A 24,428-nucleotide genomic window follows, 5' to 3' on the forward strand; every position below is an offset into this window, starting at 1 on the left:
TGAGGGCTGATAGCTAATTATGAAACGGCGCACGTTTTTACACAGAATTGGCTCAATACTCGCGGTATTGGGGGTAACTGAGGCTGAGTGGTTGACTTTGGGAAATCGCTATTATCAAGCTTTGGCACAACCCAGCCCGCGTAAATTGGCATTGTTAATAGGTATTAACCAATACCCAAAAATTTCAGCCCTCAGTGGTTGTCTGACAGATGTAGAACTACAAAGAGAACTTTTGATTCACCGCTTTGGCTTCCAAAGGTCAGATATTTTAACTTTAACTGAGGAACAAGCTAGCAGGGGATTGATTGAAGCGGCTTTTTTGGATCACTTGGGTAAGCAAGCTAAACCTGGTGATCTGGTCGTCTTCCATTTTAGTGGTTATGGCAGCCGTGTCAAATTGGAAACATCGCCAGATATAATACAAAACGCTCTGGTGACAGCTAATGAAAGTCAAAATTCACAAATAGTCAACTATATATTAGAAGAAACTCTACTGCTATTATTGCGATCGCTCCCCACAGACCGAGTCACAGCAGTATTAGATACTAGCTATTATGCTCCTAGCGCAGTAATAGGATTAAAAATTCGCGCCCTTCAGGAGTCAGTAGCAAAGCTAGCAGCAGAGGAACTCGACTTTCTCAAACAACTTAAAACTCAGAAGTTATCCAGTACTCCAATTGTTTTAGCAGCTACCTCAGAGCCAAAGCAGCCTGCGAGAGAAAGACTCTTTTCTGGTTTTAGTGCTGGGTTATTTACCTATGCCTTGACGCAGTATTTGTGGGAATTCACCCCAGCTACCACAATTCAAGTCGCCCTCTCTCATGTGGAAAATTCCTTATACAAATTGGGAAATAAACAGCAACCAGCCTTATTAAGTAGTCAAAAAAATCCAGATATAACCTCTCTACTGCCAGAAAGTATCATTGGTGCAGAAGGTGTGGTGAGTGCTATTGAAGAAGACGGTAAAACAGTGCATCTGTGGTTGGCAGGATTACCTCCACAAGTGCTGCTATACTACGGAGTGAATTCTCGATTCACCCTAGCAACAACAGAGCAATTAATATTGCGATCGCGCACTGGGTTAACAGCAAAAGCGCAAATTTCCAAAATTGAAGGTGCAAATCCCCTACAAATCGGGCAACTCGTCCAAGAAGCAGTCCGGGTTTTACCCCGAAATATTAATTTGACAATCGCTTTGGATACAGGATTGGAAAGAATTGAGCGGGTAGACGCTACAAGTGCCTTTGCTGGATTTTCCCATGTATCCACCGTAATGGCAGGAGAAAAACCAGCTGATTATCTATTTGCCAAGCTACAAGAAGTTCCCAGTAGTTATGGTCTATTTTCTCTTGGTGGCGAGCTAATTCCCAATACTACCGGGGAAGTAGGAGAAGCAGTAAAATTAACAGTGCAAAGGTTAGCGCCAAAATTATCAATCTTGTATGCAGCCAAATTATGGCGACTTACAGAAAATGAAGGTTCTTCCCGCTTGCCTCTCAAGGCAACCTTAGAAATAATTAGTGGCATCTCGCCTCGCGTTGTCATCCAGCGCGAAACAGTACGAACTTTCAAGACTGAAAACTCGATTAAAAAATCGCTCCCTACTCCGATTGTGCCTATCGGTAGTCGAATGCAATATCGAGTGGAAAACCAGAGCGATCGCCCAGTATATTTAATCTTGCTGGGATTAAACAATAATCATACAGCGATCGCCTTCTACCCTTGGGAAACCCCCACAGAAGCAAACATTGCGGACACCAAGCCCCTTCTTAAAGAAGTAGTTATTGCCCCAGGTGAAACCCTTACCCTACCCCAAACTAATGCTGCTTCCCAATGGGTGATTTCAGGGCCAGCTTCTGAGTGCGAACAACAACTGATTTTTAGTACTAACCCCTTTAGGGAAACTCTGGCCGCCTTGAGTACTGCTAAGTATTCCACAGCCGAACAACGGTCGATTGACCCATTGTTAAATCCCTTGGACGTTGCACAAGCCTTGCTACAAGACTTGCATAACGCTAACGCTCTCAAAACTGAGATGAATGGCACAGCAGCCGACTCATATATCTTGGATGTAAATAATTGGGCAAGTCTTAGCTTTAGTTTTCAAGTATCTTGACACTCCTACGGTTATTAAACTATCGCTGTTTGTTTGGGTTTTAACTTGGGCAAATCTGCCTTGTCTTTCTTCTATCAACTTTCTGGAAGTAGACACCACCCTTAAAACAACACTGTTCAATAATTTGAAAGAAGTAAGTTCTTTCAAGGGAACACTTACAGGTTAGATTTTGCAGGCTGCAATCTCTCTGTCTTTTTACTGCTTTATTAAGTCCGCCTACGCTGACTAATACTAATTCACAAAAATCCTGATACATATAGATTTCTCGTAAGGGCATGGCAAAGACAAGCCCTTACCAGCGTATTTGTATCATTATTAAAGTGAAATGGTATAACTTCAAGATCATCTCCAGTAAAAAATTCTTTCTCTTAGCATAAGCTAGAGTTTTATATAACTTTAGTTGTACTCCTATTGATTACCCTGAAGGTTCAACTTGAATATTTAACTCATAAAGTATGAACTATAAACCATAAAATATCTCAATTTAATTCAGTCGCCAGCAGGAGGAGATTCAGCACAATATTTTTTATAATTGCTAACAAAGCTTATAAACAACCCGGAAACAGCGTATGCCTCTTCATAAACTTGAACATTTTGACCCAAACTATCGAGAAACTTTTGGCGGAGACGACATAAAATCCCTGGATCTTTATACTGAGGGAGGAGACAGAGTTGGCTCAGTGGCTGATGTTTTAGTAGATGACGATGGCCATTTCCGGTATTTAGTTATTGATACAAGCGTAAATTTTCTAGGAAAAAAAATATTACTACCAATTGGCCTTTCCCGGATCAATTATGCTGCAAGACGTGTCTATGTTGATGGATTAAGCAGGCAGCAAGTAGAAGGTTTAGTTGAGTATAAAGAAGGCGCGTTCATCGATCATGATTACGAAGAAAGCGTACGTAGTGGATTTCGCTCTCCAAGCAGCGGTGTGACTTACGATCGCAATACATACAATTACCAAACAGAACCAGCTTTATACGGGTTGAATGATCAAGATCATCAAACTTTTAGACTGTATGAAGAACGATTGGTTGCTAACAAACAGCGGATCAAAACTGGAGAAGTAACGGTTGGTAAACACATTGAAACACAAACTGCAAGTGTTACCGTACCTATTCAAAAAGAGCGAGTTCTAATTGAGCGAGTTGTGCCAACAGAAGCAGGAAACGTTATAGATCCCAATGAGCTTAAGTTCCAAGAAGGGGAAGTAGCACGCATAGAAGTGTATGAAGAAACGCCTGAGATACGTAAAGAAGCCTTTGTGCGTGAAGAAATCCGAGTTAAGAAAGTAGTAGAACAAGACACTGTGGAAGCACAAGGAACTATTCGTCGAGAAGAGTTAGATGTTGATACTGAGGGTAATTTACAGGTGCAGGAACATGGTACCACTACACATGAAACTATTTAAGTAGTTGGTCAATAAGTTTGTTTAGTATCTTTATCTGAAATAATCATGCAGGCAAAGTTAATTTTTATCTCTGCCTGTATTTTTGTATTAAACAACGAAATTCCTGATTTATCTAAAAAGACGGAAATTTAACCATTTTAAAAATTTACATATTGATAAAGGATGTGGATGCGTGAAATTGCACTTTATATCACAATGTTTTCCTGTCTCTACTTAATCTTTGGCTATGCTATAAATTTGCTATAAGAAAATATCTATAACTTTTGATAATTAAACTTTTGAAATAGTTCATTCGCCAGAAAGAGGCAAATAAGTAATTAAATGGCTAATTTAGTTATTAGGAGATGGGAAGAAAATTTTTGAGGAAAATATCATGGTTCTTTACAAATTAGAAGATTTTGAGCCTAATTATCGTGAAACCTTTGAAGGTCGCGACATTAATGGCCTTGGCGTTTATACACAAGGAACTGATGAAAAGATTGGGACTGTAAGCGATGCTTTAGTGGATGAAGAAGGTCATTTCCGCTATCTAGTCGTTGACTTAGGTTTCTGGATTTTTGGTAAAAAGGTATTACTACCAATTGGTCGTGCCCGGATCGACTATAACGTTGATCGCGTTTACACAATTGGCTTGACTAGAGAGCAAGCGGAAGATTTACCTGAATTCAATGAACGCCTAGCGCTTGATTACGACTATGAAGAACGCGTGCGTGGCGTATATCGCCAGCCCACAGACTACACCCGTCCTTTAGAAGCATCAACACCTGTAGAAGGAACAATACCTGTAGATACAAGCTATCAACCAGCAGCAACTACACCAACTTACAATCGTGATACCTACAATTACGAACATGAGCCTTCTTTATACGGAGTAAATGAGCAAGATCATCAAACTCTGAGATTGTATGAAGAACGGCTAGTTGCCGGTAAACGTCGCCAAAAAACTGGGGAAGTAGCGATTGGCAAGCACGTTGAAACTGAGACTGCACGGGTTGCAGTGCCAATAGAAAGAGAGCGGGTTGTGATTGAGCGTGTAACTCCAGCAGATGCAGGTACCGCTGTTTCTGGGCGCGAAGCAGACTTCCGTGAAGGCGAAGTTGCTCGCGTAGAAATCCACGAAGAAACTCCTGAAATTCGTAAAGAAGCATTTTTGCGTGAAGAAGTCAGAGTTAGAAAAGTGGTCGAACAAGACACAGTTGAAACTCAAGAAACTGTGCGTCGTGAAGAGTTAGATGTGAATGCTGGTAATCTTCCGATTGAAGAACGCTAACTAACAGAGTCATTAGTTAGTAGCTAATGACTAATAATTAATTTAGTACAGTACAGGTGAGGCTGTTAAGTTAGCTTTGCCTGTGCTTACGATAGATAATGCAATTTTAAATTTTGGAATGCGAATATTGTCGTAAATTAAATATGGGTTAGATAAATACATCTGTCGCAAACATTTTCTAAATAGTATTTAGATGATCAATACGTTTAATTTAGTTAAGTAAAAAGTAACTCATAATTTGCATATGAATAGCCAACCGATGACAAAAAACATTGGACAGGCAAACTCCGACTCTCAGACTAGCACCTCATTAGCAGATTTAAGAAAGAAGGTGAAAGGTTTTGCTGTATTCGATCAGCAAGATCAGCTAGTAGGAGTAGTTCATGACTTAATTGTGGATGCTAATCGTCGATTAAACCTAGTTATATCTAACGAGGTGAATCAAGAAACTCTAGAATATGGTCAGCAGTTGGCCGGGAAACATCCTTCTTTATTTCGCTTGCAGAGCCAGAAAATCAAAAAAATCGACAAACCGACTAAATCTGTTTTCATAGACTTAAACAAATCAGAAATTGAATATATGCCTGAATATTTAGAAACAGAAACACCAGGCGAACGCGTACTATCAGAAAACTCAACTGACCAACCAGTCGATTCTCAAACTACAAATAACACAGTTGAGCCAGTAAATTTAGAAGAGGTTACCGAAGAACAGATTATTCGTTTACTAGAAGAACGATTAGTTGTTGAAAGCAGTAAGCGTAAAATTGGTGAGGTGATTGTTCGTAAACAAGTCGAAATCCGGATGATACAAGTTCCTGTCCGGCGTGAGAAGTTGATTGTGGAACAAATTAGCCCAGAACAAAAACAACTTGCAGAAATTGATTTAGGACAAGAAGAAATTTCTGGCATCCAATTAACCGATATAGAAAGACTTGAAGTTACCCATTTTAATAGTGGTTTAACCGTAAGCGGCGAGTTTAGCTCACCTAAAACTGCTAGTTTATTATTAAATGCGATCGCACTAGAGCAAAATCACGGCTGCAACCAGGTGCGAGTGACCATTGTTGTTGAAGATGAGTCACACCAGAAAAAATATCAGGAGTGGTTTGACCGCTGTTCTAAAGGTCAACAACCAAACCCTGAAAAATGAGTTAGTTTCTCGCTGATTGTTAGGGTGGGCATCGCACACCCTAATTTTTTTTGCTGATTTAAGAAAAGAAAGTTGAAATTTCCGTTCCCTTAAGAGCCAGTGGAATATCCCTAAAGCAACTTAATTTACAATACTAAGCAGTTGCCGTTCTTTTGGCCACTTGCAATGAAATTTCAACTGAAGAGACTTTTACCGAAGAAAAAACAGCGCCTGATCCCCCGTATTCAGATTCAAGTTCGAGATGGAAAGTTTGAGATTATGGGTATGGGTGCATGGCATTCCTACTGGCGCGATCCCTACCATCTGCTGCTAACGATTCCCTGGGCTGGCTTTCTGACCTTAATTTGTAGTTTCTATATAACGATTAATATTCTATTTGCCCTAGCTTACTGGATAGGAGGAGATTGTATTGCCAACGCCCGACCTGGCTCTTTTTTAGATGTTTTTTTCTTTAGTGTGCAAACCCTAGCATCTATCGGCTATGGGGCAATGTATCCTAAAACAACTTACGCCAACATTGTTGTCACGATTGAAGCAATGATCGGTTTGATGGGAATTGCTGTGATGACGGGGTTAGCGTTTGCTCGATTCTCCCGACCCACAGCCCGCGTGCTTTTTAGCCGTGTTGCTGTAATTACACCTCATAATGCGATGCCGACTCTCATATTTCGCAGCGCTAATCAGCGTCGCAATATGATTCTGGAAGCGCAGATGCGAGTCTACTTGATGCGCGACGAGGTAACCCTAGAAGGTCAGTTCATGCGTCGGTTCTACGATCTCAAACTCCTGAGCAGCCAAACACCTAGCTTCACCTTAAGCTGGTCAGTGATGCATGTTATTGATGAGTTTAGCCCTCTATATGGGATGACACCAGAATCATTAACGCAGACAAATACTATGCTGATCATCTCTTTGAGTGGCATTGATGAAACGGTTGCACAGGTCGTCCATGCGCGTCATAGTTATGCTGCTAATGAAATTTTGTGGAACAATCAATTTGTTGATATCATGCACCACACACCCGATGGACATCGCTACATTGATTACAACCGCTTCCACGAGGTTTTACCTTTAGATGAAATGCTTTGAATGCTTAAAACTTACTCCAAATTCTAATTGAGTGGTGGTTGTAAGGGTTTAACGACAACCCGACCATTTTCAACTACAGTGCAACTTTTAACCATGCTTTTGCTGTAGTTAACTGGCACATCCTGGGACTGGTTTTGGTAGGAGACATTTTGCTGCTGTTGTTGGTTGAGGACGACAACACAACAAGGGCAGGAGGAGAAAGACATATAAAATATTTTGATCTCTATATCTATTATCGCTCTACTGATGCTGTTTGGCTGAAAAATTTGCTACTGATGTGTTTTGATAAGCCAGTGCTGATTTAAAGTGTATATGCGAAACTATGGCTGGAAGTAGTTGCTTTCTTGTGCTTGTAACCTGTTTGATATATCTAAACCAAGTAAACAGGAAAGCGGTTATAGATCCCGCCCCGCTTTCCTCCCTGCTCAAACTTGTCTGGCAGGGTTAGATAGTGGATTTTTCTAATGAAAAAATTTTTGAGATACCTGGGTTTAGGTTTGCTATCTACGTTTCTGACTGCAACTCCTGGATTGGGAGCTGAACGCATTAGCTTTTATTATCCTCCCTTCGGCGAGTTCTCGTTGTCTGTGGATTCGCTGGAAACTTTTGCGAAAGTTGGCAAAATAGATCAAGATTTTTCATTTTATGCTAGTCGTGCTACCCCACAACAACTCACTCAACTGCGGGATCTGCTCCAGCAAAGGTTCAATGTCACTCCTACTTTGGTGTCTCAGGTTACCTACTCACCTATAGGCGAACAAGTGATGCAACAGCTAGGAGAATTACTCCTTACTGAGTCTCGACAGAACGGCTTCTATGCCATACGTGCCTCTTTAATTTTGGCTGCTGCTGATCAAGAAGGTTTAACAGTTGTGAATTTGCTGCGGAAATTTCCTAGCAATACTATGCGGGTGAATTTCACAGAGGGGTTAAGAATAGTTGATAACTTGTCACAATTGCTCAGAAGAAGGGATGAAGTTGTTGCCTCTCTTCAAAAAGAAGCGATCGCTCAAGCAGCTAATTCAACCGTTGACTTCTCACAACAGCCAGATTTGCGATCGCCTGGAAAATTCCGCTGGCAGAAAAAAAACCTGGAGCTAAATGACTTTTCTCGCAATCGCCGTCTACCAGTAGATATTTATTTACCTGAAACTCAAAACTCTCTGTCGCCTCCCTTTCCCCTTATTGTCATTTCTCATGGCCTCGCCTCAGACCGCTCTCCCTTTGTTTACCTAGCTGAACATCTAGCATCCTATGGTTTTGCTGTTGCTGTACTGGAACACCCTGGTAGTAATGCCGAACGCATTCAACAATACTTTTCGGGTTTAGCAGGGCCGCCACAACCTGCGGAATTTATCAACCGACCTTTGGATATTAAGTATCTACTCAATGAACTCCAGCGACTGGAAAAACTTGATCCTACCCTCCAAGGAAAACTCAATTTTCAGCAAGTTGGGGCAATCGGCCATTCTTTTGGCGGTTATACTGTGTTGGCTCTAGCAGGAGCAAATATTAACTTTAACCAACTGCGCCAAGACTGTGATCCTATTACTTCATCCTTTAATTTGTCGCTCTTTTTGCAGTGCCAAGCAATTGAGTTATCCCCAACAACTTACGAACTCAAAGACGATCGCATCAAGGCCATTATGGCGATTAATCCGATTAACAGTTCAATCCTGGGTGAGGACGGAATTAGTCAAATTAAAGTACCTGTAATGTTGGTAGGAGCTAGTCAAGATATTTTCGCCCCACCTGTATTTGAGCAGATTCGCCCCTTTACCTGGCTTTCTGAATCCAATAAGTACCTAGCTTTGATCGAAAATGCCACCCACTTTTCAGCGATCGCAGAACCTACTTCTGAAAATAATGTTTTACCTGTGCCAGCTGCCTTGTTAGGCCCTGATCGGACTCCTGTTTATTCCTATCTCAACGCCCTCAGCGTAGCTTTTTTGGAAACCCATGTCCTCAACCGCGCTGAATACCGTTCCTATTTACAGCCAGCCTACGCCACATATATTAGTCAAGAGCCACTTAATCTTAGTATTTTGCAGTCGTTGTCGGCAGATCAGTTCAATCAAATTTGGAATAGATCAACTGTCCAGTCAGTCAAACCATTAAATTTTCAACCTCCCTCTACTCCTACCATCCGTAAGAGATTAGGGGCTTCCAGATAAATCCAATTCGCAATTCGCTTTTTCGCCATGACGCTCCTACGTCGCTAACGCTGCGCTAACGCAATTAAACTCAGCCTGACACTAGGGGTGGGGTTTTTACTTACCTTGAGATACAAGGATTTTTTCTCTACGAGACGCTATCGCGAACGCGCCACTTGCGGGCGAGGTTTTGAACATGAAGCTTTTTTGATAAAAAAATATTTCATCCCTACGGAACGCTACGTGTAGCTTGCTTCCCCAAAGGGATACGCTTTAAGGGGAGGGGGGCAGGTGGTCACTGAGCGTCTTGCACTGAGCGTAGCCGTAAAGCTTGCGGCATAGCTACCCTTCGGGCGCAGCCTCTCCAAGAGTTGGGATCTGAAGTTTTACCAGCAGACCCAAGCAACCAAAACAAAACTCTGACCACACATAACGAGAAAACGTTGGTTGTAACGCAGTTTGTGAACTTTTGTAAAGAATTGGTTGGGTCTGCATAAAATTTAGAGATCAAACTGATAGCTCAACAGACGCTGTGCTGTCCAACTATCAGGGAGGATTTTATGGACTTCTGTCAGAAGTTGTTTGAAAAGTGTTTCGCTGTGATTTTAGGCAATTTTAGATCCCTCCTACAGCTTTTTAAGGGGGGAACCGGAATCACAATCCCCCTTTTTAAAGGGAGCCACTGCGGTCTTCTCCCAAGGGGAGACGCCAAGGGCGATAGTGCAGCGTTAGCGTTCACGCAGCGTCTCGTAGAGAGGTACGAGCGTCTGGAGTTTCCCCAAATGGAGCAAATGGCGTGGATTTAGAGGGATTTAGAGCTTTTGATGCCGACAAGATGACTTTTCAAACATCCTCTAAAGAATTAATTGGCTCTGCATAAAACTTGTGCACCCAAGGCAAAGGAAACAGGCATTAGCTTGACAATGATTGTAGATGAAAGTTCAATATGAAAAAAGTGTTTGCATTAATTGAAAAAGAATCAGCCAAATCTGCTCAATTAGGCTCCGAGAAGTAGGCTACAGTCGGGTTTTAAATCCCCTTATGTAACTCTCTTCTCTACGAGATACTGCGCGAACAATGCGTGAATTTGGAATTTAGTAATTGTTGTGGTAGTTCTCAATGGCGTGGAATATAGTAAGGAGCCTACAAATCTGTTAGCAGCCTTGCTTTTCTCAAAATAAATGTTAGTAAGGTTTCTTTTTTGGAAATGATTTCAGCTGTAACGTCCATCCCTGCTTGAATAGGATAGGATTTATCGCCCCTTTTTAAATGATTTCTCTCTGCTTCAATTGTCACTTCATAGTAAGGCGCAATTGGAATGTTACTGTTCCCTGGAGATGTAATAGCATCAGCGGTTATGCCTCTAACAGCACCTTTGAGAATGCCATAATCTGGGTACGGATAAGCAGAAAGCCGCATTTGTACTTCCCCTTCTGAACATTTTGTTACTTCTGGAACTTTACACACCTGCACTTTACTAATATCTGAAGAGGCAACACGGGCTTTGACTACTAAAGGGGCATTTTTGGGAGCAATTTGAGCGATCGCATCCCCAGGGCGAACAACTTGTCCAGCATTTCTCAATTCCAATTTGAGGATAGTACCTGTCTCTGAGGTACGAATTACAGTTTTTTGTAATTCCGTGAAGACCCGTTTAAGTTCTTGTTGAGCAGTACTAATTTGGTTTTGAATCTCTATTTGACGCCTGATGAGTTCCTGTCTTTCTTTATTCAATGCTGCCAGAGTAGAGTCACCCTTAGTCATTTCTTGGGAAATGCGTTCTTGGGCGATCGCCACATTAGCATTACTGGGATTGAGTCCAGCTTTAGTACGTTCCAATCTGGCAAGTGCAGCTTTTAAAGCTTGTTCTTTTTCTTTAATTTGGAGAATAGCGATCGCTCCTGTATTTCCTAGCTGCTGATATCGGTTCATTTCCTCCCTAGCTAATTCAGCAGCCGCTTCTGCTTCTTGCACTTCTGTCTGAGTTGTAATTCCTCTGTCTTTATAGTCCCGTTCGTTACGACTGAGGTCTGCTTTTGCAGATGTGATCGCCTGTCGCATTGCATTGGATTCAGCAGTGATTTGAGTTTCTAGAGCTTTTAGTTGTGCATTAAACTGCGCTCTTTGTAACTCATTTTGTCGAATATTTCCGAGTATTTCTTCTCTTCTACTTTGTAATTGGGAGTTGTCGATGAGGGCGATCGTATCTCCTTTTTTCACAACTTGATTTTCTTTTACTTTGATATTTATGACTGTTCCCTCTGCTGTTGCTTGCACTAACCGGATTTCTCCGGTTGGGCGGACGGTAGCATTAGCTTTTACTATTACGTTGTATTGAAAGACACTAGCAAGGCTGAAGGCAGCGCCAACACTTCCAATTAAAAATATCCCTCCCAACCTTGTCCATATACTGACTGAGGGAAGATATTCGTCTTTTTCGACTAGGCGGAGAAAGTCTGGCTGTGGGTCAATGAGCATAAACGTTAAAAAGCATTTTGTTTACGTAAATAATCTAGCAAAAAAACTTACCTACCGTTAGCGTGACGAGCAAGATTTAGGGATATCCAAAAAATAAAAGTTCTTTTCTATTTCAATAATATGTTTTGCAAAACTTACATAGGTTTGCTGCTTTCGCCTTCCAGGGCGGAAGTGGCAGCTTTTGCTTTTATTGCTGATAAGTGCCTTATCTGTATATAGTTAGTATGTAAATACAAGGTTTCTATACAGCTAAGTCTAAATAATAATTAGCCGTTTTAGTACGAACATCAAATCTTTATAATTTTTATATAAAATTTTATCCTTTCTTTATTCATTTGCAAAAAACTGGTATAATAAATAGAAGTTTTTTAAAATCATTTCTCATCTATCAAAGATTAAGTGAATTTACGCGAGTTGATATTAAATTAATTTATATTCATTTAATTTAGCTTTGTATATAAAGTTTGAGTAAAGAAATTTTTTGCGTGAATGTACTTATTTAAGAATGCATAATCACAGTTTTGAGTTTTATAAAACTATTTAAGTACAAAATGTATAAAATTTACAAACAAATTACTAAAATTATCTTTAGATGCCTGTGTTTTTCGTTATTGTTTCAGTATTAACTCTATATAAGTTAAACTTATGCAGTATTTTTAGAAAGGTATTTCTAAAAATACATCTTTGTAGTTCGCCATATTTATATGAATATGGGTGTTGATGCCTCCGATTTCTTGATATTTAAAAATTTTTTTAAAAAAGTAAATTTGTATAAAGAAGAACTATGTAGTATCTTTTTTGAAGAGATGTAATACATATTTCTTAAAAAATTAGTTACTTGACCTTTGGAACAAGAGTCGTATAATACTTTTAGCGGGACAAAAAAGTAACTAAATATACTCTTTTCGTTTATATCTAATTACTTTGAAGTTCCGTTGCTTTAACCTCAACAATCAAGCGAGAACTAAGATCATGCAAAACACATTGTTTACAACATTAACCGCCACTGAAGAAGCCAATTTGTCTGGTGGTAAAAAGTATAAGCCCAAAAAAGAACACAAAAAAGAAGAACCCAAAAAAGACCCTAAAGCCCTCGTTAAATTAGACTTGAAACTTAACGTAGTTTCAATCGTACAGAATAATATCTCCATCGGTGACGTCGACAAGCTAAAACAAAGCAATGTTGCTGTTGTTAGTCTTTAGTGCCAGGTAAAGAATAAGCGTATAAACAGTAAAGATACGATTAACCGCATCTTTACTGAAATCAAAGTCTCTTACTTAAAGAAACTAACCTGCTGCAATAGGGTAGTTTAATTTCAGGCAAGTGACGTTACTTTAACCTCAACAATCAAGCGAGAACTCAAATTATGCAAAACACATTGTTCACAACATTAACCGCCACTGAAGAAGCCAATTTGTCTGGTGGTAAGAGTTCAAATTATCATTCTTATAAGCCCAAAAAAGAAGAACACAAAAAAGAAGAACCCAAAAAAGACCCTAAAGCCCTCGTTAAATTAGACCTAGCACTTAACGTAGTTTCAATCGTACAAAATAATGTCTCCGTTGGCGATGTAGGAAAGCTAACACAAAGCAATGTTGCTGTTGTTAGTCTTTAGTACCAGAGAAACAATAAACGTAAAATCAGTAAAGACATGATTAACCGCGTCTTTGCTGAGATCAAAGTCTCTTACTTAAAGAAACTAACCTGCTCCAACAGGGTAGTTTGATTTCAGGCAAGTGACGTTACTTTAACCTCAACAATCAAGCGAGAACTCAAATTATGCAAAGCACATTGTTCACAACATTAACCGCCACTGAAGAAGCTAATTTATCTGGTGGTAAAAAAAAGAATGGCAAAGCCACCAAAGCTGCTAAACCCAACGTTAAGTTGAATGTCAATGTTAACATCGTTAAAATTGAACAAAATAACGTCTCCGTTGGTGATGCAGAAAAGCTAGAACAAACCAATACTGCTGTTGTTGTTATTGGTTCTTAGTACCAGGGAAAGAATAAACGTAAAAACAGTAAAGACACGATTAACCGCGTCTTTACTGAGATCAAAGTCTCTTACTTAAACAAACTAACCTGCTCCAACAGGGTAGTTTGATTTCAGGCAAGTGACGTTACCTTAACCTCAACAATCAAGCGAGAACTCAAATTATGCAAAGCACATTGTTCACCACATTAACCGCCACTGAAGAAGCTAATTTATCTGGTGGTAAAAAAAATGGCAAATCCACCAAAGCTGCTAAACCCAACGTTAAGTTGAATATCAATGTTAACATCGTTAAAATTGAGCAAAATAACGTCTCCGTTGGTGATGCAGAAAAGCTAGAACAGACCAATACTGCTGCTGTTGTTATCGGTGCTTAGTACCAGGGAAAGAATAAACGTAAAATCAGCAAAGACACGATTAAACGCGTCTTTACTGAGAGCAAAGTCTCTTACTTAAACAAACTAACCTGCTCCAACAGGGTAGTTTGATTTCTGGAAAGACATATTAGCTTTGTTGTTTATCTAAGTTATTCTAGCATTACGTTTATTCCTACCGCATACTTTTTTTGAACAAAGTTAACAAAATCTATCAACAGTTGCCTATTAGGAACTGTTGATAGATTTACTTAAGACTTTTTTGAAAGATACTGCTCACCTTGAACACTTAAGTAGAGAACTGAGCTTTGCTATTGGAGAAATCGCTCATATCCATGTTTAATCACTCTCGGTAGAGTAAAATCTCAAACCTTTTTATACTTAGGGTCTTGCTTATTTTCCTTGGTATCGGGATTTTTATCAATAGACGCTCATTAAATCCCTAGTTACATCTGGTTTTCGGCATTTAGCCCTAATTATTCTCATCCGCAAGTGATTAAAAAAGAATATCGAGCAAAATTTACTAGTTTGCAAAAACCAGCGAAAAAGATATAGCGATTTTGGTACCTGCTAGCTCTCGTTATCTTTCAGTTGATGCAGCTTTCCATCAAGTTGAAAATTCGTAATTAGCATAGCATCTGAGGTTAATTAGAATCATGAAAAGCACTCAAATCTTCCCAATGTTTACCTCCCTGACTGAAGCTCAAGAAGTAACCCTGTGTGGTGGTGAAACCAAGGAGGTTTCTTATGTTTATTATTCTTCTACTCAAGTAACACATGGGAAAAAAGGAGAAAAGAAACAAACTACAAAAGTTGTAAAAACGAAAACTAGCAAAGGAAAAACTTCAGTTTCAGGACTATTAAAGAGCCTGGGAATAGACCTATCTTCTCTACTAAAATTTGATTGGTAGTGATAAGTAAGCGGTCGTGAATAATTGAAGTTTTGTAGTAAGCGGTTCCAGCCGCTTACTACTAGGGAATTTAATTAATTTTACATTACATAACATAGTTTGATTTTTTTGCTCAGTTACTTAGTAAAATTAAACTGTTGGTCAAATTATTAACCACGCAGGGACGAAACCCTGCTATTTTTTTAAGTTTTTTTACGATGCTATTGGGTACTGGAGTGTGAAATGAAATACCAAGTTGTTACACAACATAGTGAAGAAGATTGTGGAGCTGCTTGTCTTGCTTCCGTTGCCAAACATTATCGCCGTAACTTTACACTAAATCGCATCCGGGAAGCGGTAGGGACTGGCCAACTTGGAACAACATTGTTGGGATTGAGACGGGGAGCCGAGGCACTTGGTTTTAATGCACGTTCGGTCAGGGCATCAACAGAAATATTAGACCGAATGAACCAAGCGCCACTGCCAGCAATCATCCACTGGAAAGGCTACCATTGGGTTGTTTTGTATGGTCAGAAAGGCAAAAAATATGTAATTGCTGACCCAGCTTTTAACATCCGGTATGTCTCTAGAAAAGAATTAACGGAGGCTTGGTCAGATCAAGTCATGCTGTTACTAGAGCCAGATTCGGTTCGCTTTTATGCTCAACCGGATGAGAAAGTCAACGGTCTTTGGCGCTTTGCGCGGCGGGCATTGCCTTATGGAGGCATAATATTTGAGGCTTTTCTCTGCGCTATAGTTATCGGTCTGCTTTCATTAACGTCTCCTTTCCTGCTTCAAATTCTAACGGATGATGTACTAGTTAGAGGTGATATCCAGCTTCTTGCTGGTGTGATTATTGCTGTTGTGGTGATGAATTTGGTGGCAAGTAGTCTGCAACTAGTTCAATCTAACCTGATTGCCAATTTTGCCCAACGGCTTGAGTTAGGGCTAGTTCTAGAATTTGCCAGGGCAATCCTGCGGTTGCCTCTGGCTTACTATGAATCACGTCGCAGTGGTGAGATTGTTAGCAGATTACAAGATATTCAACAAATTAATCAGCTAGTTGCTCAAGCAGTTATCAGTCTGCCTAGCCAATTGTTTATCGGACTGATTTCTTTAGGTTTCATGGTGTTCTATAGCTGGAAACTCACCTTTGTTGCCGTCGTTGTTGCTATTGTCATGAGTTCGTCTACGGTGGTTTTCTTGCCTACACTTCAACAAAAAATCAGAAGTATGTTGGTCTTAGACGCAGAAAACCAGGGCGTTCTTGTAGAAAGCTTTAAAGGAGCGCTGACACTCAAAAGTACTACTGCTGCTCCTCAATTTTGGGAAGAATTTCAGAACAGATTTGGTCGGCTCTCAAACATAACATTTCGCACAGTTCAGATCGGAATTATTAACAGCACCTTTTCTGGGTTAGTTTATGCTATCGGCAGCGTTACTTTGATTGGTTTCGGCAGCGTCCTAGTTATTGGTAAGGAACTCAGCATCGGTCAACTGCTGGCGTTTAACGGGATGAATGGGAATTTTTTGGCATTAATCGGTACTGTGATTGGATTTATAGATGAATTCATGCGTGCCAAAACTGCCACGGAACGTTTAACAGAAGTTATCGATTCCACACCTGAAGCTCCAAGCGATAGTAATAAACCCTTTGCTAAAATCCCCAGTGATGCTGATATTACTTGCACAAAGCTAAACTTTCACTACGCTGGCAGACTAGAGCTACTAGAAGATTTTTCCCTCGCAATTCCTGGTGGTAAAGTTGTTGCCCTAATTGGTACATCCGGCTGCGGAAAAAGTTCTCTTGCGAAACTGATAGCCGGATTATATGCACCTAATTCTGGCAATATTCGCTTTGGAATGTACAATATGCAAGACCTAGCTCTTGATTGTTTGCGGCAACAAGTTGTTCTGGTTCCTCAAGACGCTCATTTTTGGAGTCGCACAATTATTGAAAACTTTCGCTTAGGTTCTCCTCACCTCAGCTTTGATCAAATTGTCAAGGCTTGCCAAATTGCTGAGGCAGATGAGTTTATTAGTAGACTACCTGAAAAATATCAAACTGTATTAGGTGAATTTGGGTCAAATATTTCTGGTGGACAACGCCAAAGACTGGCTTTAGCAAGAGCTATTGTTAACGATCCACCAGTCCTAATTTTAGACGAATCAACTGCTGGACTCGATCCAGTTAGTGAAGCTCAAGTTTTAGATCAATTGTTGTCCCACCGCAAAGGTCAAACCACGATCCTGATTAGCCACCGTCCTAGAGTAATTAACCGTGCTGATTGGATTGTTTTTCTTAATCAAGGCAAGTTAGAAATTCAGGGAACAGTAGAAGATTTGCGTGCCCAGCCAGGAAAGCATTTAGACTTCTTAAACCCTTAATTGCTCACAGTTTTAACTAGGCCAGCCTTATTTGATTTGTCAAAATTGAAAGCTTTAGAACCCCGACTTCTTAGAAAAGTTGGGGTTCTTGTTGTTCATAAATGATTTAAGTTTGCTATACACTAAGCAAGTCTCAAGCATTCCTTTGACAAACTCAAAGCTAAAGCCAAACAAGTTAACATTTTTGATAAAATCTTGGTAAATAAATATACCGTTCTAATTTGCATTAAAAACAATAATTCAACTCTCTTTCTTCTATTCTTTAAAAAATAAGAATCAGAAACCTTTATTTTAAATGCTTAAGTAAATATACTGCCGTGCTTATATGAACTAGCTTAATAAATGGGGTTTTGCAACAATAGACCAAAAACCTATATGTCTTTTTTGTTTCTTGACTATGACTGAGATATTACAATTTCAGGAAAGAGTGCTTAATTGTCAGGGAAGTAAGATATTTATACTGAGGTATTCATAAAAACTTATTTAATAAAATCTTTTCCATATATATACTTGTCATTAATAAGTATTAAGAAATACTTATTAATGAATATTGCAATAGCTTGATTTAATTGCTAACGTGTGTGTAACAACGATGCTGATGAGCGCTCGGATCTAGGAGAAGTAAAATCTATGAGCTATATGCATTCAGCCAAGGCTGTTAGCCCTTAACAGGTTAAAAACGATAAATTTCTGCCTCGTATAGACAATTATGAGGGATTGCAGATTAACCAAGAAATATCTCGTTGCTAAAGGCTTAGTTTCAGTTTGATTTAAATTGCAATTGATTATTTGTCTTACCTTGTGCCGACAAGCGAGTAGCTCTTGATTGTGTGTATCGGCAATAACGAAGAGTTTGGTAAGACTTAAATTTTGGAGGATAAAACCAATGGATATTCAAGGCAAAGTTGCCCTAATTACAGGGGCTTCGCGTGGGATTGGACGAGCGATCGCACTCGAACTAGCGCAAATCGGCATCAAGCGACTGATATTGGTAGCACGCGATCGCCAAAAGTTAGTTGAGGTAGCTAACGAAATCGAGGCGATGGGAACAGAAACTGCGATCGTGGCATTAGATTTGACGCAGACAATTGAAGTGAATATCGCTGTTGCCCAACTGTGGCGTAATTACGGACAGATTCACCTGCTGGTTAATTGTGCGGGAGTCGCATACCAAAGCTCGTTTTTGCAATCTAAAATGCCCCAAGTTCAAGAAGAAATTTCCGTGAACTTGTTAGGAATGTACAACCTCACGAGTCTAATAGCTAGACGTATGGCCAGCCAAAGACAAGGAACAATTGTCAATGTATCAAGTCTGATGGGGAAGGTGGCTGCACCAACGATGGCGACTTACTCAGCTACCAAGTTTGCCATCTTAGGATTTACCCAAGCCTTGCGCCAGGAACTAGCTGATTACAATATCCGAGTCATTGCATTACTGCCTTCCCTCACAGACACAGATATGGTGCGCGACTTAAAATTATTTCGTTGGGTGATCCCCATGACTCCACAGCAAGTGGCTAAAGCACTCGTCACCGGAATGCAAAACGATTCATCAGAAATTTTAGTCGGATGGCAAAGTCATTTAGCTGTATGGTGTCAACGCCTTGCTCCCTGGTTGCTAGAGCTAATTTTACGAATAGCAACTCCGCCGGCACCAACAAAACAACAGCCGAGTCAAAAACTGAAAAAGCTAATGCCGAAACTAAATTTTTGATGATTTCTGCTGTGTCTGCGCGTAAATTCTAGCTTTTTTAGCGCATCACTTACCCTACTGGGGTCAATTGCCTTTAGCTAAAAGGTAAAAGCGGAAATACCCGATCAAATAAAACAGGTTGACCGCAATCAGCAGTCCTTTACCCCAGTAGGTTCGTGTGGAAGGAAATAGATAAATAGTTGCCCCTAGAACTAACAAGATTTCTACCAAAGCTGCGATTGCGCCATAATGATTTGAGTCCCAATAAGAAACAGGGCTGATAAAACGGTAATTACTGAAAGGAAAAAAGTGTCGGTGAGCGTCGTTGTTATGAACTGGTAAATCTAAAAGAGAATGTAGCACCATACTGACGAAGCCAATTTCAATCAACTGCCAACTCCAGATATGGGCAATCAATATTCCAAGCAACGCCAGTGGAATCGAATGAAACGTACTGACAATAGCTTGCCAAAAAGGTTGATAATAGACTTCTGACCAAATCTGGCGTGTTGGCAGATGGTAAACAAACTTCATTAAGAAGTAGAACACAAAGATGGGAATATCTGGTAAGACTGCGCCGATAACAATTGCCGGACTTGCCTGAGTTCGCAGTTGTTGATTGAAAATCACCAAATTGAGAATAGCGTGACTTGGGGTATTCATTGTATATATGTTGAGTCAAGTCTTATTAAATACAAACGTAATTTTCTCGATTAACTCATATTGGAGCTACCAGAAATGCTGTCCTTCCCCACAACTCTTAGTAATCTACCCGAAATCATTGATGGCTTGCCAAATATTTCTGGTTGGGAAACAGAGGTTCTCTCTGTAGTTAACCACGATCAACCAGTATTTTTACCAACAACAAATATTCGCTTAGAAGACGTAAATGCGGTATTTGCGATCGCCTTACACATGCACCAGCCAACTATACCTGCTGGAAATGCTGGTACACTCATCAGCAATCTGCAATATATGTTTGAACATCCTCATGAAGGGGATAACCACAATGCAGATCCTTTTACATATTGTTATAGCCGCATGGGAGACTTGATCCCCGAACTCGTCAGCCAAGGTTGCAATCCGCGTGTGATGTTGGATTACTCAGGTAATCTTCTGTGGGGACTGCGGCAAATGGAACGCGGTGATGTTCTCGATAATCTCAAACGGATTACTTGCGATCGCACCTACCAACCTTATGTAGAATGGCTGGGTACAATGTGGGGCCATGCAGTTATTCCTTCCACACCCATAGCAGATATCAAATTGCATATCATTGCATGGCAACATCATTTTGCGGCAATTTTTGGCTGGGAAGCACTAGCGCGAGTTAAAGGATTTTCGCCCCCAGAAATGCACCTACCAAATCACCCTGATGCTCTCTTTGAATTTGTGAAAGCGCTGAAAGAATGTGGATATCGCTGGTTACTTGTTCAAGAACATTCTGTAGAAACAATTAGCGGTAAATCTCTTACCTACAAACATTTACCACATCGTCTAGTTGCCCGCAATTCTCAAGGCGAAACAACTAGTATTACAGCTTTAATTAAAACTCAAGGTTCAGATACTAAATTAGTCGCACAAATGCAGCCTTATTATGAAGCTAAGACATTGTCCAAAGTCCAAATTGGTAGTGTTTTTGTGCCACCAATAGTTAGCCAAATTGGAGATGGTGAAAATGGCGGCGTGATGATGAATGAATTTCCGAGCGCGTTTAAACAAGCTTGGTGGGATATGGTCAATAACGGTGGAGGAAAATCAGGTGTTGTTGGGATGTGCGGTACAGAATATTTAGAATTAATCGAAGCTGCTGGATGCAAACCTGAAGATTATCCAACTTGTCAACCGATGGGACAGCATAAAATTTGGCAGCGAGTTTCACCAGACAATTGTCAACCTGAAACTGTAGAGAATGCAATTCAAGAATTAAAGCAAATAGACTCTAATTTTCATCTGGATGGAGCCTCGTGGACAAATCATATCAGTTGGGTAAAAGGATATGAAAATGTTTTGTCTCCCATGTATCAATTAAGCAGTTTATTCCATCAAAAATTTGATCCATTACAGCAAATTGATTCAGAAGAATCTGTTACCAAACAATCTCATTACCGTAACACTCTTCTACATAACCTTTTGCTGCAAACCAGTTGTTTTCGTTATTGGGGACAAGGCGCTTGGACTGACTATGCACGGGAAATTTATCAACGTGGCGAGAATTTATTGCAGATGAATTGAACTGGTAGCTGAAATGAGTACCTGTGGGTATTCAAACTCCAGAAATACGCTTACTTGGATTAAGGCTTGATCCTCCCTAATATCGTGTCCGCTTTGATTTATAAATCAAAGCGGATTTTTATAATTAAACTAAAGGCAATAAAATTTCAAATTTTGTACCTATACCAATTTGCGAATTGAAATTTAATTTTCCACCATGTCTTACTGTTATAATTCGATAACTTACTGCTAAACTAGTATTTTTACTATTTTTTGTTTCAAGCGCAAAAGACTCTATAATTTGCTGTTGCAATTCTTGAGACATTCCAGGCCCATTGTCAGCAATGCGAATTAATATCCAACGAGAATCTGGTGCATTTGGGTTGTTTGCTTCTTGCGAAATTACTTCTGTAGTAATCTCAATTCGGGGTTTTTGAACAGTTTTTGTATCTTCTATATGCAACTGCTGTCGTACTGCTTCATTGAGTAAAGTATCCACAACTTCGCTGAAAATATTCATCAAAACCTGGTTTATTTGTCCCATGAAGCAATAAACTGGAGGTAATTGACCATAGTATTTGACGATTTCAATTTCTCCTTGAAGACGACTATTAATTAATAAAATAATACTATCTATACAAGCGTGTAAATCTACTGGTTTGGGATAAAGCTCGTCGATATGGCAGAAGTTTTGTAAGCTGGTAACGAGTTTTTTTAATCTTTCTGCTCCGGTGCGGATACTAGCAAGTGATCGCGACATATCTTGTTCTAAAAAATCAAATTCAATCTCTTCTTTAATCTGATTAATTGCCTGGGAAGCTGATGGTAACTCTTGCTCGTAAGCCGCTATCAGCTTGAGTAAATCTTGGCTGTAGTTTGAAACGTAAGTTATGTTACCCCAAATAAAACCTACTGGGTCTAAAATTTCGTGCGCTACGCCGTCTACCAAACGTCCCAGATTTGCCATTTTATCATTTTGAATCATTTGGGCTTGACTGCGTTCATACCGCACCAGATTGTCGATTCCTCGAATTTGCCAAGAAATAATATTCAATTCTTGTACATCTAACAATCTATAAGCACCAGATTCTGTTTCTACTACAATTGGTTCTGCTAAGAATTCTGGCGATCGCTTTAAGCTAAGTTGCATTGCAGTTAAAATCGATGTTGTATCAGCAAGCAGCAACATTGGTATCCGCGCATAGCTGTAGAGAACGGCTAATGGTTGCTGAACCAATAACTCTTGTCCATAGGGACGAATCAAAAATTCCAGCAGTCGCCGCCGCGAAATCATCCCAATGAACTTTCCTTGTTCTACCAAAATTACTCCTGGTAACAGAGGGTATTTTTCCAAAAAATTAGCCACTTCCATACCAGTGTGGTTGATTTCCACTGGAAAGTTATACATTGGTAGTTCTTGGAGGGTTGAATCTAAATCGATATCGCCATCGCTACCAAGAGACACAAATGGCGGTGAGATTTGGCAACTGAATTCTTCTGACACTAGACACCCTGATTTTTACAAAGACAGGTAAACAATAAGTTAATATTTTACATTCTGCCACCGTCTAAATCCGGTTTCAATTGAGGTATTTAATCAAATTAGTACAGCTAGCTATTAATATCTGAGGCAGTTGTAGAGATAAGCGGTGTCTACGTTCGCGGGAGCCTGTCGCAGAAGGACGCTCTTGCTAGCTTGCTTCCCTCTAAGGGTACGAATACTCGCTAACACTTCACTATCGATGTTGCCTTTTTTACCTTACACCCTAAAGTTGCTCAATTGAAATCTAAACTTGGCTTTCACAATTACTGGCAAGAGCGATCGCAAGCTAAACTAAAAACAATCTTTACAAACAAGTGCAAAGGTAGCATTATAACCTCTGCAACCAGAGCCGAGCAGGAATCCCAAAGAGCCGATTGCCTAACTGCCCAATTGCGCTCGCTCGGCATTGAACCAGAAGCCTAATATTAAAAAGGGGTGGTGTAAAAGAGCCATCTGTGGCTTAATTTGTTTAGACACGAATTTTACTGCTACTAGGGTAATCACGATGACAAATAGACCTCCTTCTGAACCGGAGTCATCCCAAAGAACTGCCCTTGGCTTTGATGAGTTTATAGCCATTCTGGTTGCCTTCGCCACTATTGGAGCAATTCTTTTTTGGTCATTGTCCCGCAGGGATTCTAGCTGGAACTTCAACGGGGTGCTATCGCCTTCCTCTACTCCGTCTAGAAGTGTTCAACCAAATCAAGTATTGCCCTCTTCTACTCCCAAGGTAGAGCCAGCAGCCCGCAACAACGTTTTGCCATCATCTCCACCTGAGGCTGTTATTGAACCCACGACACGTTCATCCCCGACTAACAGCACAACTTCTTCCCGCGCAGTGTTACCATCTGCTCAGGTAATCCCAACTCAATCCTCACAGCTACAGACACCTGTACCCTCTTCAGCAGGACTTGAGTCATCAGTTACATTATCAGCATTGCCTTTAGTAACTCCAGCAAAACAAAAATCCACCATTCCGCCGCCAATTGCATTTAACGATGTACCCAATAACTTTTGGGGTCGGCGTTTTATAGATGTTCTTTCTTCCCGTGGTATTCTCAAGGGGTTTCCTGATTATTCTTTTAGACCAAATCAGCCTGTAAACCGTGCCGAATTTGCTGCTATACTGCAAAAAGCCTTTGATCAAGACCCAACTAAAACCGCGATCGCATTTCAAGATGTACCAGCAAAATTCTGGGCAACTCCAGCAATTGACCAAGCCATAAGTGCCGGATTTCTGAAAGGCTACCCGAAAAAAACCTTTAAGCCCCAACAAAATATTTCACGAGTGCAAGTTTTAGTTGCCCTTGCTAGTGGGTTAAATTTGAAAGCACCTACTTCCCCCAATCAGCTTTTAAGTGTTTATAAAGATGCTAAAAATATTCCAACCTATGCTAACAGCAAAATAGCTGCTGCTACAGCCAATGGTTTGGTAGTTAACTATCCAAATTCACAAATTCTTGCTCCCAACAAAACAGCTACTCGTGCTGAAGTAGCAGCAATGATTCATCAAGCTTTAGTAAAACGCGGCAAGTTGGAGGCAATTCCATCTCAAAATATTGTGCGTAGCCGTACCTTGTCTTCAGTATCTTCGCGCACCCCAAAACCGAACTTAAAAGGTAACTTGTCAGCAGAAAGCTCGTCTCAACAATAATTACT

General features: G+C 40.2%; 19 protein-coding genes and 1 pseudogene. 16 read left to right on the top strand and 4 right to left on the bottom strand.

Annotation, left to right across the window (positions count from 1 at the left end; all coding sequences use genetic code 11):
• Nucleotides 1-19 precede the first annotated feature (19 nt).
• The 5 genes from H6G26_RS23705 (at nt 20) to H6G26_RS23725 (ending at nt 7,040) form a co-directional block, all read left to right on the top strand.
• Nucleotides 20-2,116: a caspase family protein gene (locus tag H6G26_RS23705; protein ID WP_190731740.1), complete on the top strand. Its 2,097-nt coding sequence runs from the start codon at nt 20-22 to the stop codon at nt 2,114-2,116.
• Nucleotides 2,117-2,685: 569 nt separating this feature from the next.
• Nucleotides 2,686-3,528 (top strand): DUF2382 domain-containing protein, encoded by an 843-nt coding sequence (locus H6G26_RS23710; protein WP_190731742.1) that lies wholly within the window; start codon nt 2,686-2,688, stop codon nt 3,526-3,528.
• A gap of 373 nt (nt 3,529-3,901) precedes the next feature.
• Entirely contained in the window at nt 3,902-4,798 is an 897-nt protein-coding gene (locus H6G26_RS23715) for a DUF2382 domain-containing protein (RefSeq protein WP_190731744.1), read from the top strand.
• A gap of 259 nt (nt 4,799-5,057) precedes the next feature.
• The gene (locus H6G26_RS23720) at nt 5,058-5,951 is read left to right on the top strand and encodes a DUF2382 domain-containing protein (protein ID WP_242053842.1); all 894 of its coding nucleotides are present in this window, start codon (nt 5,058-5,060) and stop codon (nt 5,949-5,951) included.
• A gap of 165 nt (nt 5,952-6,116) precedes the next feature.
• Entirely contained in the window at nt 6,117-7,040 is a 924-nt protein-coding gene (locus H6G26_RS23725) for an ion channel (RefSeq protein WP_190731748.1), read from the top strand.
• 23 nt (nt 7,041-7,063) lie between these two features.
• Here H6G26_RS23725 and H6G26_RS23730 read toward each other — a convergent pair whose 3' ends face one another.
• Nucleotides 7,064-7,246: a hypothetical protein gene (locus H6G26_RS23730; RefSeq protein WP_190731750.1), complete on the bottom strand. Its 183-nt coding sequence runs from the start codon at nt 7,244-7,246 to the stop codon at nt 7,064-7,066.
• Between the two features lie 258 nt (nt 7,247-7,504).
• Here H6G26_RS23730 and H6G26_RS23735 point away from each other — a divergent pair, with 258 nt between their 5' ends.
• Nucleotides 7,505-9,214: an alpha/beta hydrolase gene (locus tag H6G26_RS23735; RefSeq protein ID WP_190731752.1), complete on the top strand. Its 1,710-nt coding sequence runs from the start codon at nt 7,505-7,507 to the stop codon at nt 9,212-9,214.
• Nucleotides 9,215-10,336: 1,122 nt separating this feature from the next.
• Here H6G26_RS23735 and H6G26_RS23740 read toward each other — a convergent pair.
• Nucleotides 10,337-11,671, bottom strand: coding sequence for an HlyD family efflux transporter periplasmic adaptor subunit (locus H6G26_RS23740; RefSeq protein ID WP_190731754.1), 1,335 nt, complete (start codon nt 11,669-11,671; stop codon nt 10,337-10,339).
• Nucleotides 11,672-12,643: 972 nt separating this feature from the next.
• Between H6G26_RS23740 and H6G26_RS23745 the strand changes: the two genes are divergently transcribed.
• From H6G26_RS23745 to H6G26_RS23775, 7 genes are all read left to right on the top strand, one after another.
• Complete coding sequence (locus H6G26_RS23745; protein WP_190731756.1) at nt 12,644-12,874, top strand: hypothetical protein; 231 nt, start codon at nt 12,644-12,646, stop codon at nt 12,872-12,874.
• A 164-nt stretch (nt 12,875-13,038) separates the two neighbouring features.
• Nucleotides 13,039-13,287 carry a hypothetical protein gene (locus tag H6G26_RS23750; protein WP_190731758.1) on the top strand — a complete coding sequence of 83 codons (249 nt, stop codon included), beginning with the start codon at nt 13,039-13,041 and terminating at the stop codon, nt 13,285-13,287.
• Between the two features lie 164 nt (nt 13,288-13,451).
• Nucleotides 13,452-13,667, top strand: coding sequence for a hypothetical protein (locus H6G26_RS23755; RefSeq protein ID WP_190731760.1), 216 nt, complete (start codon nt 13,452-13,454; stop codon nt 13,665-13,667).
• 164 nt (nt 13,668-13,831) lie between these two features.
• Entirely contained in the window at nt 13,832-14,044 is a 213-nt protein-coding gene (locus H6G26_RS23760; RefSeq protein ID WP_190731762.1) for a hypothetical protein, read from the top strand.
• A 653-nt stretch (nt 14,045-14,697) separates the two neighbouring features.
• A complete protein-coding gene (locus tag H6G26_RS23765; RefSeq protein ID WP_190731764.1) occupies nt 14,698-14,952 on the top strand; it encodes a hypothetical protein in 255 nt (84 codons plus the stop codon).
• Nucleotides 14,953-15,174: 222 nt separating this feature from the next.
• Nucleotides 15,175-17,319, top strand: a complete 2,145-nt coding sequence (locus H6G26_RS23770; protein WP_190731765.1) for a peptidase domain-containing ABC transporter — start codon at nt 15,175-15,177, stop codon at nt 17,317-17,319.
• A gap of 886 nt (nt 17,320-18,205) precedes the next feature.
• On the top strand, nt 18,206-19,033 hold the full coding sequence (locus H6G26_RS23775; protein ID WP_190731767.1) for an SDR family NAD(P)-dependent oxidoreductase: 828 nt from the start codon (nt 18,206-18,208) through the stop codon (nt 19,031-19,033).
• Nucleotides 19,034-19,096: 63 nt separating this feature from the next.
• Here the strand turns inward: H6G26_RS23775 and H6G26_RS23780 are convergent, their stop codons facing one another.
• A complete protein-coding gene (locus H6G26_RS23780) occupies nt 19,097-19,675 on the bottom strand; it encodes a hypothetical protein (RefSeq protein ID WP_190731769.1) in 579 nt (192 codons plus the stop codon).
• Nucleotides 19,676-19,750: 75 nt separating this feature from the next.
• On the opposite strand from H6G26_RS23780, the gene H6G26_RS23785 reads away from it, so the two are divergent.
• Nucleotides 19,751-21,247 (top strand): glycosyl hydrolase family 57, encoded by a 1,497-nt coding sequence (locus H6G26_RS23785; protein ID WP_190731771.1) that lies wholly within the window; start codon nt 19,751-19,753, stop codon nt 21,245-21,247.
• 124 nt (nt 21,248-21,371) lie between these two features.
• Here H6G26_RS23785 and H6G26_RS23790 read toward each other — a convergent pair whose 3' ends face one another.
• Nucleotides 21,372-22,730 (bottom strand): ATP-binding protein, encoded by a 1,359-nt coding sequence (locus tag H6G26_RS23790; protein ID WP_190731773.1) that lies wholly within the window; start codon nt 22,728-22,730, stop codon nt 21,372-21,374.
• Nucleotides 22,731-23,108: 378 nt separating this feature from the next.
• On the opposite strand from H6G26_RS23790, the pseudogene H6G26_RS23795 reads away from it, so the two are divergent.
• Nucleotides 23,109-23,192 (top strand): annotated as a pseudogene (locus H6G26_RS23795) (Uma2 family endonuclease); the annotation flags it as partial.
• Between the two features lie 82 nt (nt 23,193-23,274).
• Nucleotides 23,275-24,423 (top strand): S-layer homology domain-containing protein, encoded by a 1,149-nt coding sequence (locus tag H6G26_RS23800; RefSeq protein ID WP_190731775.1) that lies wholly within the window; start codon nt 23,275-23,277, stop codon nt 24,421-24,423.
• Nucleotides 24,424-24,428 lie beyond the last annotated feature (5 nt).

This window comes from Nostoc sp. FACHB-888 (genome assembly GCF_014696655.1).
Taxonomy (GTDB): Bacteria; Cyanobacteriota; Cyanobacteriia; order Cyanobacteriales; family Nostocaceae; genus Nostoc.